This is a genomic window from Cupriavidus sp. 2SB, assembly GCF_005503625.1.
Lineage (GTDB): Bacteria > Pseudomonadota > Gammaproteobacteria > Burkholderiales > Burkholderiaceae > Cupriavidus.
Genome location: NZ_SCMX01000020.1, coordinates 60920 through 73115, shown reverse-complemented (window position 1 = coordinate 73115; position 12196 = coordinate 60920). Strand labels below are relative to the sequence as shown.

The window sequence follows — 12196 nt, the reverse complement described above, 5'->3', positions numbered from 1 at the left end:
AGAAGCACGCTACGTTGGTAGGAATTCAATGCAACACAATGATCAAAACGTGCCGTGGTATCGCGAGGGACAGGACCCGGATTATCGGTTCTCGCTCGCGAATGAACGTACGTTCCTGGCGTGGGTGCGCACGGTGTTGGCGCTCCTCGCCACTGTTGTGGTGATCGAACAGATTGCCACGCACGCCGTCAATCCGGCTCCGCTAAAGATGCTGTGTATTGCCTTGTCACTGACGGCGTGCATTGCCGGCGGCGCTTGCTACTTCCGCTGGAAGGCAAATGAGGTTGCCATGCGACACGCGCGCAGTCTTCCGTCGAGCCTTCTCCAGTCGCTTCTCGGCACGGCCATATTCTGTGTCAGCGTTACAGTCACGGTGCTATTGAGCATATGAGGGATCCAGGAGTGCAACCCGAGCGGACTTCGCTCGCCTGGGGGCGCACAGGCTGGGCGAGCGCCGTCATTGCGGTGGGCTGCGCGAGGGCGGCCGTCAGCGGGAATAGCGTATCGTTTCGGGCGCTGGCGATCTTGGTCGGACTCACAAGCCTTGCAGTTGCACTGGCTTGCGGATTCCGAGGACGTGAGCTGAGGGAGTTCGGCCCGCATGCGCGCCCGCGACCTTCGGTCATGATCTGGATCGGTGCCTGGTTATCACTACTCTCCGCATTCGTGGCGTTGTATGTGAGCCATCTGCCGCGAGTGAGCCTTTAAGGTACGACGACTTCTGACGGAGAAGACGATGGATAGGCCTGATCTAAAGCTTTCAGTGCGCACGACGTTCGGAATTGACTCCAGCCTTACGGTACCGGCCTTTAGCGAGCGAGATGATCACGTGCCCGAAGTCGATCCGGCGTATCGCTTCAACCCGGAGGTGACTCTCGCAATCCTGGCCGGTTTCGCGAACAACCGCCGCGTCATGGTGCAAGGCTTGCACGGTACCGGCAAGTCGACTCACATTGAGCAGGTAGCAGCGCGCTTGAACTGGCCCTGTGTGCGGGTCAACCTTGACGGACACATCAGCCGTCTGGATCTGGTCGGCAAAGACGCGATCGTGTTGCGGGACGGCCTCCAAGTTAGTGAATTCCAGGAGGGCATCGTACCGTGGGCGCTCCAGCGCCCGATGGCGTTGATTTTCGATGAGTATGACGCTGGCCGGCCGGACGTTATGTTTGTTATTCAGCGGATCCTTGAGCGTGAGGGGAAGTTCACACTACTGGATCAAAACCGTGTTATCCAACCGCACTCGCATTTTCGGATGTTTGCGACAAGCAACACGGTGGGGCTCGGCAATCTCACTGGCATGTATCACGGGACGCAGCTACTGAATCATGCCCAACTCGATCGATGGAGTGTGGTCGCCACGCTCGACTACCTTGAGAGGCAACAAGAAGTCGACATCGTTTTGGCGCGCGTGCCGCAGCTCGACTCAGAATCGGGTCGCGAACTGGTCGATACGATGGTCGCGGTTGCTGACCTGACCAGAAAAGGATTCGCCTCGGGAGATATCGCGGTGCTGATGTCGCCTCGTACAGTCATTACTTGGGCCGAGAACCACGAGATCTTCCGCGACCCGTCGATGGCCTTTCGCCTTAGCTTCCTCAATAAGTGCGACCCTGCCGAGCGCCCGATCGTTGCCGAATACTATCAGCGTTGCTTCGGGGTAGAGCTCGAGGACGCAGGTATTGCTGATTGAGCGGGGCCGGCAGTATGTCGTCAGAACGTAGGGCATGTCGGATTGAGCAGGAATGCACGTCACTGTGTGCTGCAGTGGTACGGGCACTGACCAGTGATGCGAATCTGGGTTACCGTTCTGGACGACTTTTTCGGGGAAACGCGGCGTTGCCAGCGCATGCATTGACGGTTCAGGGAGTGACTCCTGGGAAACGCGGTGTGCTACGAGGCGATGCGGATGCACTTGCTCTTCGGGAGAAATTGTCTGATAGAAGCGTTCACCGACAGGTTCGCCCGGCTGACCCGACTGCCAGACTACTGTTTGAAGTCCTGGAGCAGATGCGTTGCGAATCTCTCGCCCCAAAGAGCTTGCGTGGTGTGCAGAAAAATCTGCAGATACGTTTCGAGCATTGGGCCAACCAGGCTCTAGAGTCAAGCCTGACAGACAGTCAAATCGGTATCCTGGTGTACACCGCGGTGCAGATGGCTTGGTCACGACTTCTTGGCTATCCCTTGGATTGCCAATCTGAAGATTTGATCGAGGCAACCCGTGCAGGCATATCTCATCGCATAGGTGGCTCACTGGCGGCGATGCGGCGCCACAAGACTTCGCAGACCCTGTTTGCGGTCGCTGCCAAGCAGTACGCCGAGGCAGTAGCTGCCATGATCGAAGAGGAATATCGAGATATTGCGGACCGTGACGGTGTGGATCAGGCCGTGACTCATGCGGCGGCAAAGGCCATCCTTTGCCTAGAGTCGGACAATGAAGTTGAGAGTTTGAATCCGATTGAAACGTTGGGAAACGGATCGGATAAGGTCTTGGATGCATCCGCCGACGGCTACCGCATCTATACCCGCGCTTATGATCGGGAGTTATACGCTGGCTCGCTAGTACGGACCCAGTTACTAGCCGAGTTTCGAGCCCACCTCGATCACGAGATCGCGTCTCAGCACATCAACGTTGGCAAGTTGTCGCGGCTTATGCTTCCCATGTTTTCGACGCCGCGGCGAGATGGATGGCTAGATGGCGAGGAGTCTGGTCGGATCGACGGTCGCCGATTGAGCCGGATCGTTTGTTCACCTGGGGAGCGTCGAGTATTTCGGCGCGATCAGGATCTGCCTCGCCCTGATTGCGCGGTGACCGTGCTTATCGACTGTTCTGGTTCCATGAAGCAGCATGGCGCAAACCTTGCCATCCTGGTTGATGTGTTGTGCAGGGTACTTGATCAATCGGGTGTGACGAATGAAATCCTGGGATTTACGACCGGTGCGTGGAATGGCGGTAAAGCCAGACGGGACTGGCTTTCAGTCGGTCGGACCGCGCAGCCTGGGCGGCTCAATGAAACCTGTCACTTGATCTTCAAGGACGCAATCACTGGCTGGAGGCGGGCTCGCAGTCAGATTGCGGCCTTGATGAAGGCAGATTTATTCCGGGAGGGCGTTGATGGAGAGGCCGTCCAGTGGGCGTGCAAACGACTCCTTGACAGGCCTGAAGCTCGACGCTTCCTGGTGGTCATTTCGGACGGTAGTCCGATGGATTGCGCCACGGGGCAGGCCAATGATGCGCACTACCTGGACAATCACCTCAGGGCGGTGGTGGGCGCGCACGAACAGAAGAACGATGTTCGCATCATGGCGCTTGGCGTCGGTCTCGATTTGAGTCCGTACTATCGGCTTAACCTGCCCATCGACCTGTCCACGCCGCCGGGAATGCCGCTGCTGCAGGAAATTGTTCACTGGATGGAACGAGCCACTCGCTAGGCAACGTCGCCGCCACCCTTTGCGAATCGTGGGCGAGTGAGCCGTATGGCTCTTCAATTTCGAGCAGCTACACGGGCTGACTATCAACGCGTATCTTGCCATCGCGGCTTTATCTCAGTGCAAAGCGCAAACCGCCCGCCGAATTCCTTTGCGTCGTCACGTTGACACCTCCAATCCCATCTCCTACCATTTTATGGGAGTAGCATCCTAAAAAATGGGATTTATGGGAACTTCGGAGGCAATATGAAAGATAGAAGTGCGCTGCCGCTCGCAGAGGACGAGTTCAACGGAAAGATTGCCGAGACAGCGAAGGAGTCAAGCCAGAGCTTTCCTGCGCCCATCAGGCCGCCCGACGGAGCACCTAACATCATCCTGGTGTTGCTCGATGACGTCGGCTTTGGCCAGCCCAGCACTTTCGGTGGGCCGGTCGAGATGCCAACGCTCGATCGATTGGCAGATCGCGGACTCAGATACAACCGCTTTCATACGACTGCGATGTGCACCCCGACGCGAGCCGCGCTTCTGACGGGGCGGAACCACCATAGCGTTGGCAACGGTTCCATTACCAACCTGGCTACCGGCTTCCCCGGATACAACTCAATCTGGCCCCGAAACTCCGCATGTATCGCGGAGGTCTTGCGCGCCAACGGGTACGGGACAGCCGCAATCGGAAAATGGCATAACACGCCGGAGTGGGAAACGAGCCCTGCTGGCCCGTTCGATCGATGGCCGACCGGGTTGGGTTTTGAGTATTTCTATGGCTTCCTGGGCGCAGACGCCAATCAGTGGGATCCTGTACTGGTCGAGAACACTCGACCGGTCACACGACCCGATGCCGCTACGCCGATGCATCTGGACGAAGATCTGGCGAACCATGCCATTGCATGGATTCGCTTGCAACGGGCCGTCGATCCAGACCGCCCGTTTTTTCTGTACCTTGCGCCGGGTACCGCGCACTCCCCGCTGCATGCACCCAAGGACTGGATCGAAAAGTACCGCGGTTGTTTCGATCATGGCTGGGATGAGCAACGTCGCCGTACATATGAACGTCAGCGTGAGTTAGGGATCATTCCATACAATGCCCGGCTGACAGGACGGCCCGACGAGATTCCCTCTTGGGATGAGGGGACAGAAGGCGAGAAGCGCCTTGGATGCCGGCAAATGGAAGCGTTCGCTGGAGCGCTGTCGCACTGCGATTTCCAGATTGGCAGGGTGATGGAGGAACTGGAGGCGCAGGGGATCGGCGAGGACACGATGGTGGTGTTCATCGCAGGCGACAACGGCCCTAGTGCAGAAGGCACGCTGCTTGGGCAAGTGAACAAATGGGGAAATCTGAATGGCATGCCGCAGACTCTCGAGGAGCAACTGGCGCAAATCGACGAGATAGGTGGACCAAATAGCTACAACAGCTATCCCGTGGGATGGGCGTGGGCTGGATCCTCGCCAATGCAATGGGTCAAGCAGATTGCCTCGCATTTCGGCGGCACTCGCAACGGTATGGTGATTTCCTGGCCAAATGGTATTCCCGACCGGGGCGAGCTGCGGGAGCAATTCCACCATTGCATCGACATCGTGCCCACTCTGCTGGAGGCCGCCGGCATACCAATGCCGAAACGGGTCAATGGTGTCGAGCAGTGTGAAGTGGAGGGGGTGTCGCTCAGCTACACGTTTCTCGATGCTGAAGTACGTTCGCAACGTGCCACGCAGTATTTTGAGTTGCTCGGTCATAGAGCGGTCTTTCACGAGGGTTGGGTGGCGTGTGCCCGGCACCGTGGAAGGCTGCCGTGGCAGATCGGGGGAGGCAACGCCACAGGGGAGTTCGAGTCGGACCCTTGGGAGCTATACAACATTGAGGAAGACTTCTCACAGGCGAACAACTTGGCAGAGGAGTACCCGGAGAAACTAACCGAACTGAAAGCGATCTGGCGAGAGCAAGCCATGAAGTGCAAGGTCTTCCCGCTTGATGACCGATATGGCGAGCGCTATCACCAGGGACCGTCGCCTGCGCGTGGGCGCAAGCGTTTCGTCTATGCACAGGGCGTGTTCGGTATCCCGGAGGGCAGTGCGCCCAATTTAAAAGGACGCTCGCACCAGATCATTGCTGATTTGACCATGACAGAGGCCACCGCTGAAGGCGTTATCGTTGCCGCAGGCGGTCGCTTCGGAGGCTATGCCCTCTACGTGAAAAATCAGCGCCTGCACTATGTTCACAATCTCTCAGGCCTGGCTCGGCATCGCGTCATCTCCACGGCATTGATTCCTGCAGGCAGACAGACGTTACGCATGACGTTTGCGTCGGAGCAACAGAAACCTGGGGCGGGTGGACTGGTTAGTCTCTACGTCGGCGACACGTTGGTAGGCGAGGGCCACATTCCACACACGGTGCCAATCCAATACTCGTACACGGAAACATTCGATATCGGACTCGACACTGGGACGCCGGTGGACGATACCTATGTCGGGAGATTCCCATTCATGGGTCAGATCCACGAGGTATCCGTCGAAGTTCTTACGGAACTGGGCGAAGAAGCCAGAGACGCCGAGATGCGGGCGGCGGCACAAGCGAGGCAGGAGCACGAATAACCCGTGATTGTCTCTGGCTTGGCGCTTTGACTGGTCTTGCTGTGGCCCTCCCGTGCAACAAGCGGGAGGGCTTTTTCACGTCCACCAACTTCTGTTGGGCAACGAGACCAACCACCAAGGGTAATTCACTAAGCCTACGCTGGTTGCCGGACCGTAGATGCCATCCTATATTTATATGGGATACGAATCCTACGATATGGGATTGAGTGAGCGGGATTGCAGGCGGCATCACTCACATTCCGACAACCAAGGGGACTGGCAATGAAAGCAAGGCGAGTAATGCAAACGGCAATCTTCGGACTTCTGTTGTCGGCGTCTGCGACGACGGTGCTTGCCCAGAAATACCCGGAACGCGGCCGTACCGTGTCGATGGTCGTCCCGTTCGGACCGGGCGGTGCCTCAGATGCCATGGCTCGAACGTTGGCCGAAAAATTCGCAGAGCAGTGGGGCGTGACGGCGGTGGTCGAGAACAAGCCAGGTGGAGAGTTCATGGTCGGTGCAGCAGCATTGGCCAATGCTAAGCCTGACGGTTACACCATGGGTCTGCTCACGCTCGGCTTTGTACAGAACCAGATCGTCAAACCGTCGCAGCGCTACAACCCCATGAAAGACTTCACACCAATCGGGATGGTTGCGCGTACGCCGCTGGCACTGGTCGTGAATGCAAAATCGCCCATCAAGAGCTTCAAGGATCTGCAGGAGATCTCAAAAAGTGACCCAAAGTCGCTGAACTTCAGCTCGTGCTGCACCGCTATGCTTTTCTCGATCGAAATGCTGAAGAAAAGCGCCGCTCTTGAAGGCACACACATACCTTACAAGGGCAGTGTTCCATCGGTTAATGCCGTGCTCGGTGGCGACACGGTGTACACAGTCGATACGGTGTTCAGCGTGAAGGAGTTTGTAGCTGCCGGAAAGCTACGCGCGCTTGTCGTGACATCTCGTGAGCGGGTCGGCGCACTCCCCGATGTCCCGAACCTCTCGGAGGTTGGCGTTCCCGGAACATTCGAAACAGATACCTGGTACTTCCTCGCTTTCCCGAATGGCACCCCGCAAGAAATGGTGGTGACGGCCAATGCGACGCTCAACAAGATCCTGAATATGCCAGATGTGAAAGAAAAATTTGCCCGCTTCATTGTCAAGCCGAGTCCATCTTCGCCCGGCGATGTCGCCAGCTTGATGCGGACTGATTTCGATCGCTACGCGAGGCTTGCGAAGGAAAACAACATGAAGTTTGAGTAGACAAGGAGCGTGTAGTGCATATCAGCGATAAGGACTCTACACCGGCGGGCATGGTTTGGATCGATGGCGGAGCGTTCCGCATGGGCAGTGAGAAACATCACTCAGAAGAAGCACCAACGCGTTCTGTCAGCGTGGATGGCTTCTGGATTGACAGTACGCCAGTGACCAATTTGGCGTTCACACGTTTTGTTGCTGCAACCGGCTATATGACGGTCGCCGAGAGACCTTTGGAAGCCGACAAGTACCCAGGGGTGGCGGCCCACATGCTGGTGCCGGGATCGCTGACTTTCGAGCAGCCCAGGTCGCCCACATCGACCGAGAATCCTTACGATTGGTGGCAATTCACCCCGGGGGCGCACTGGCGATGCCCTTACGGGGCCGGTAGCACTATCGACAGCTTGAGCAACCACCCAGTGGTCCATATCGCCTACGAAGATGCGATGGCCTATGCCACCTGGATGGGTAAGGTTCTGCCGACTGAAGCTGAGTGGGAGTTTGCCGCGAGAGGCGGCATCGATGGGGCTACATATGCGTGGGGAGATGAGTTCTCACCCGACGGGCGGATCATGGCGAACATTTGGCAGGGAGAATTCCCTTGGCAGAACCTGAAGCAGGATGGGTACGACCGAACCTCTCCGGTTGGCGAGTTCGCCCCAAATGGCCATGGCCTTTTCGACATGTCAGGAAACGTGTGGGAATGGACGCAAGACTGGTACGTCGACCAACCGCGTTTGGGTAGGAAGAACTGTTGCTCAATCAGCAATCCACGCGGGCCAGAGGAACGTGCGAGCTACGACGCGAGTGATCAGTCGATCGCGATCCCTCGCAAAGTACTGAAGGGTGGGTCGTTCTTGTGTGCACCGGAATATTGCGACCGGTTCCGACCAGCGGCGCGGCAACCGCAAATGGTCGACACCGGAGCGTGTCACATCGGCTTTCGCTGCGTCGCGAAACCTCTTTCTTGAGTGTTCCTTTTCTAGCGTTGTAGGGCTTCCCTCAATGCCCTCACGCGCCGCGTTCACTTAGAATTCATAATTCAGGATATATATCCCATATTGTAAGTATGTTCTGGACGTAATTTGCGGTTCCACTTGCTGTCCTGGTCCGCTAATTGTTGAGAAACTCAGAAAGGCACTTCATGAACACTTATGACTTCGTAGTGGTGGGTGCAGGCTCGGCAGGCTGCGTCCTTGCCAACCGATTGAGTGCGTCGGGCAAACACTCGGTTCTCTTACTGGAGGCTGGCCCGAGGGATGACTCCTTCTGGCTAAGGATGCCTCTCGGCTACGGCAAGACGGTGTACGAGACCAAGTATGCCCGTCACTTTTACACGGAGCCGGAGGCCAACATGGGCGGTCGAGAAATGTTCTGGCCAAGAGGCGTTGTGCTTGGGGGTTCCAGTTCTATCAACGGGTTGATATTCATTCGTGGCCAAGCGGAGGACTACGATCACTGGGAGTCCACAGGTTGCGCCGGCTGGGGATGGCACGACGTCTTGCCGTATTTCAAGAAGTCGGAGCACAACACACGTGGAGCCAGCGAATACCATGGTGGCAATGGTCCGCTCTGGGCGTCGGACGTCAATGAACCGTTCGAACTGATGGAAGCGTTCTTCGATGCTGGGGTAGAGCTTGGCATTCCCAGAAATGCGGACTTCAATGGGCCAACGCAGGAAGGTGGCGGGTACTACCAGATGTTCGTAAAGGAAGGGGAGCGCTGTAGCACGGCAATTGCGTATTTGAAGCCTGCAATGAGCCGCAAGAATCTGCGAGTGGAGACCGGCGCCTATGTGAACCGCCTGCACTTCGAAGGATCGCGGGCGACTGCCGTCGAGTTTGAGCAGAATGGACAGACCGTGCGCGTCAGTGCACGGCGGGAAATTATTCTCGCGGCGGGCGCTTTGCAAAGTCCGCAAATACTGCAGCTATCGGGCATTGGTCCAGCTCAGGTACTCAAAGATGCTGGCGTGTCGATCGTGCGTGATCTTCCTGGTGTCGGAGAGAATCTTCAGGACCACCTGCAACTCAGAGGCGTGTACAAGGTGACCAAGCCAATCACTATCAACGATCAGATGCGGACGCCGTTGGGGCGACTTGGCATGGGTATGAACTACATGCTCCGCAAACGCGGGCCGCTGGCTTACACGGCCACACCAGGTGGGATGTTTGCCAAAGTTCTGTCTGATTCGCAGACGCCCGATGTGCAGTTTCATTTTGGTGCGATCTCGGCGGAGAAGTCACGCACGGATCCCCACAAGTTTTCGGGCTGCACGATCTCCGTATGTCAGTTGCGGCCGGAGTCTCGAGGTAGCCTGAAAATTCGGACGGCGGATGCACGGATGTCGCCTAGTATCGTTGCCAACTATCTGACCGCCGAGGTAGACAGGCGATGTGCCATTGAGGGGTTGCGTCTGATGCAGCGTTTGACGGAAACCGATGCCATGCGGCCGTACATTGGGGCCGCCCACGCACCAACGGAAAAGCTCCGCACGGACGACGAGTTTTTGGCTTTTGCGCGCGAAAGCGGGGGAACCATTTTCCACCCGTCGGGGACGTGCAAGATGGGTACGGACGATGCATCGGTCGTCGACACTCAACTGCGGGTGCACGGGATCGCAGGCTTGCGCGTAGTCGATTGCTCGATCATGCCGACACTGATCTCGGGCAACACCAACTCACCGACAGTTATGATTGCGGAGAAGGCCAGCGACTTCATCCTCGCGGGGCGCTAGTAGCGGAAGTTGAAAGTTCGAGGCGGGCAGAAGCCCGCCTGACTACATACGCGGGGTTCCCTCAGCTTTGTTCGCGTAACCGGATACAAAGGGCTTCCTCGCGGCATTGTCGTGATCATAGACATGTCGGGAGATGGCGCCAATGTCGCCACCGTAGACGTGAATGCTGATCGAGACTTGATCATCGAAGGCGTTTCTGACGCGATGTACATCACCAATTGACGGCGAGACGTAGCCTACGTCGCCTACATTCAAGCGCTGAGGGCTTCCTTGCACAGGCGCATGCCCAGCCGATCCTGCAGAGTAAGGATCGGAAATCTCGGCGCCGCGCAGTACACCAATGACGCCCCACACCAGATGGTCGTGGATTGGTGTAGCTTGACCGGGACCCCAGACAAAACTTACAACGCTAAAACGGTTGGCGGGGTCCAGATGTAGAAGATACTGCTGATAGTACGTTTCGTGCGGCTGTGCATAGGTGTCGGCAAGCCAGTGATCATCGGCGATCAACCGTCTCATGGCTTCACCGATTTCTGGAAGGAATTTGGATTCCACGCTGTGTGAGTCCAACGCGATTCCGACTGCATCGATGAATTGTTGCAGCGGATCGGAGGGAAAAGAGGTATCTCTCATGGAATTTCTCAAATCGATCCGCGGGACGCGACCTTGATACGGCAACGGAGCGCCGTCAACGAGTGTCGCGTCTGGGATCTAGATCGCCATGGCTCTCAAGGCTTTTCGGTCCAACTTGCCGACCGAATTCTCTGGCAGTTTCTCGAGAAACACTATCTGAGCCGGCTTGTAAATGCGGGAGAGCTTATTCTCAACCGCGGAGACCAATAGCCCTTCCTGCAGTGCTTGTCCGTTCGTGTCGCTGGTCCTGACGACAAAGGCCAGTGGTACTTCACCAAGGTCGGCGTCGGGCTTGCCCACGACACAGCAATTGGCGACACCAGGCACTTCCGCCAATGCGCATTCGATCAGATGGGGTGACAAATTCTCACCGCCTCGAATAATGACGTCCTTGATCCGTCCAGTCACATACAGGAATCCGTCGTCATCAAATCGACCCAAGTCACCGGTTCGGATGACTCCTCCAGGACTTGTCGCAACGCCGTTGTTGCCTTCTTCAAGATAGCCAAGCATCAAGGCGGGCCCCGTGATGCAGATTTCTCCCTCGGTCCCTGAAGTTGTGACTTCCGCATCGTCTGGAGTACGCAACGTAACGGATTGTCCCTGCAGCACGGTACCAACGGAGCCGATCCGCCGCCCCATGGGCGGATTCATAGTAGACGTGCAGGTTGCCTCGGACAGGCCATACGAAACAACGAGGGGGCAACCCAGATGCTCTTCAACTTTGCGATGCAGCTCTTCCGTAATTGGCGCAGAACCGCATCGCGCCATCCGCAGGGATTCGAGACTCTCTTTGGTGAAAGCAATGGGTAGCATCCGCGAGTACATCGTCGGAACGCCCGTTACAATCGTCGGCCGGTGCCTGGCCAGAAGGGTAGGCATGTCGTCGGCGCGGAAGCGTGTCGCGAGCGCAATTGTGCTGCCGGCCAAGAGTGGTGCGAGAATCTGGTTGTTCACACCGTTCGTATGATAGAGCGGCATGACGTGCAGCAACTTGTCCTGTGCCGAAAGACCCGAATGCGCGATGATTCCGAGCGCGTTTGCCAGTAAGCCGCGATGGCTCTGCAGTACACCCTTGGGCTTGCCACTGCTGCCCGAGGTGAACAGCAGGAAAGCTGGATCATCCGGCGCAATTGCCGGTGACAATTGGCCGCCTCCCTCTTGTAAGCTCGAAGGTACGATGATGCGCACGGGAACGTTGTCGGTCCGCTCCGGCAATGGGGCCGAGGTGTCAGCCACCAGCCAGGTCAGGTTTGCCATCGTGAAGCGACGGCTCAGTTCATCATTGCTGAGCTTGGGTTCCATTGGACAGGCACACGCGCCGGCCGCCATCGTGCCGAGGATCGCGATGATCGTGTCGATTGAACGCTCCAGTCCAATGGCAACACGATCACCGTGTCCGACACCCGCATTCAAGAACTGCCCCGAGAACTTCGCCACCGATGCGGCCAATTCGGGATAAGTCAAAGTGCGATTCCCGTCGGTAATGGCAATTCTTTCTCGCCGTTCAACCTCGTCCCAGGCGCACTGGAACGCGGCCATCAGCGTTAATTGTCCTGCATCTACACGCGAGCCCATAGC

General features: G+C 57.2%; 10 protein-coding genes. 8 read left to right on the top strand and 2 right to left on the bottom strand.

Translation table 11 applies throughout. The annotated features are described in order from the left end of the window. Positions 1-28: 28 nt before the first annotated feature. From FFS21_RS12055 to FFS21_RS12020, 8 genes are all read left to right on the top strand, one after another. The gene (locus FFS21_RS12055; protein WP_137925074.1) at positions 29-391 is read left to right on the top strand and encodes a YidH family protein; all 363 of its coding nucleotides are present in this window, start codon (positions 29-31) and stop codon (positions 389-391) included. Continuing rightward, positions 388-708 carry a DUF202 domain-containing protein gene (locus tag FFS21_RS32910; RefSeq protein ID WP_137925073.1) on the top strand — a complete coding sequence of 107 codons (321 nt, stop codon included), beginning with the start codon at positions 388-390 and terminating at the stop codon, positions 706-708. The genes FFS21_RS12055 and FFS21_RS32910 overlap by 4 nt, the downstream gene beginning before the upstream one ends. A 28-nt stretch (positions 709-736) precedes the next feature. Beyond that, entirely contained in the window at positions 737-1690 is a 954-nt protein-coding gene (locus tag FFS21_RS12045) for an AAA family ATPase (protein ID WP_137925072.1), read from the top strand. Positions 1691-1704: 14 nt separating this feature from the next. Continuing rightward, positions 1705-3429, top strand: a complete 1725-nt coding sequence (locus tag FFS21_RS12040; protein ID WP_137925071.1) for a cobaltochelatase CobT-related protein — start codon at positions 1705-1707, stop codon at positions 3427-3429. A 243-nt stretch (positions 3430-3672) separates the two neighbouring features. Then, positions 3673-6012, top strand: coding sequence for an arylsulfatase (locus FFS21_RS12035; protein WP_137925070.1), 2340 nt, complete (start codon positions 3673-3675; stop codon positions 6010-6012). A 279-nt stretch (positions 6013-6291) separates the two neighbouring features. Beyond that, a complete protein-coding gene (locus FFS21_RS12030) occupies positions 6292-7251 on the top strand; it encodes a Bug family tripartite tricarboxylate transporter substrate binding protein (RefSeq protein WP_171020391.1) in 960 nt (319 codons plus the stop codon). 14 nt (positions 7252-7265) lie between these two features. After that, entirely contained in the window at positions 7266-8216 is a 951-nt protein-coding gene (locus FFS21_RS12025; RefSeq protein WP_212745236.1) for a formylglycine-generating enzyme family protein, read from the top strand. 173 nt (positions 8217-8389) lie between these two features. Continuing rightward, positions 8390-9982, top strand: a complete 1593-nt coding sequence (locus tag FFS21_RS12020) for a GMC family oxidoreductase (RefSeq protein ID WP_137925068.1) — start codon at positions 8390-8392, stop codon at positions 9980-9982. Positions 9983-10024: 42 nt separating this feature from the next. On the opposite strand, the gene FFS21_RS12015 is transcribed toward FFS21_RS12020, so the two are convergent. Together FFS21_RS12015 and FFS21_RS12010 are read right to left on the bottom strand one after the other, a co-directional pair. Beyond that, positions 10025-10615, bottom strand: a complete 591-nt coding sequence (locus FFS21_RS12015) for a cysteine dioxygenase family protein (RefSeq protein WP_137925067.1) — start codon at positions 10613-10615, stop codon at positions 10025-10027. A gap of 78 nt (positions 10616-10693) precedes the next feature. Then, complete coding sequence (locus FFS21_RS12010; RefSeq protein ID WP_137925066.1) at positions 10694-12193, bottom strand: class I adenylate-forming enzyme family protein; 1500 nt, start codon at positions 12191-12193, stop codon at positions 10694-10696. Positions 12194-12196: the final 3 nt, after the last annotated feature.

What these genes read in the sequence shown, in the direction of transcription:
- FFS21_RS12035 (WP_137925070.1), top strand. Translation starts at nt 3,673, where the DNA reads ATGAAAGATAGAAGTGCGCTGCCGCTCGCAGAGGACGAGTTCAACGGA.
- FFS21_RS32910 (WP_137925073.1), top strand. Translation starts at nt 388, where the DNA reads ATGAGGGATCCAGGAGTGCAACCCGAGCGGACTTCGCTCGCCTGGGGG.
- FFS21_RS12045 (WP_137925072.1), top strand. Translation starts at nt 737, where the DNA reads ATGGATAGGCCTGATCTAAAGCTTTCAGTGCGCACGACGTTCGGAATT.
- FFS21_RS12030 (WP_171020391.1), top strand. Translation starts at nt 6,292, where the DNA reads ATGCAAACGGCAATCTTCGGACTTCTGTTGTCGGCGTCTGCGACGACG.
- FFS21_RS12020 (WP_137925068.1), top strand. Translation starts at nt 8,390, where the DNA reads ATGAACACTTATGACTTCGTAGTGGTGGGTGCAGGCTCGGCAGGCTGC.
- FFS21_RS12055 (WP_137925074.1), top strand. Translation starts at nt 29, where the DNA reads ATGCAACACAATGATCAAAACGTGCCGTGGTATCGCGAGGGACAGGAC.
- FFS21_RS12015 (WP_137925067.1), bottom strand. Translation starts at nt 10,615, where the DNA reads ATGAGAGATACCTCTTTTCCCTCCGATCCGCTGCAACAATTCATCGAT.
- FFS21_RS12010 (WP_137925066.1), bottom strand. Translation starts at nt 12,193, where the DNA reads ATGGGCTCGCGTGTAGATGCAGGACAATTAACGCTGATGGCCGCGTTC.
- FFS21_RS12040 (WP_137925071.1), top strand. Translation starts at nt 1,705, where the DNA reads ATGTCGTCAGAACGTAGGGCATGTCGGATTGAGCAGGAATGCACGTCA.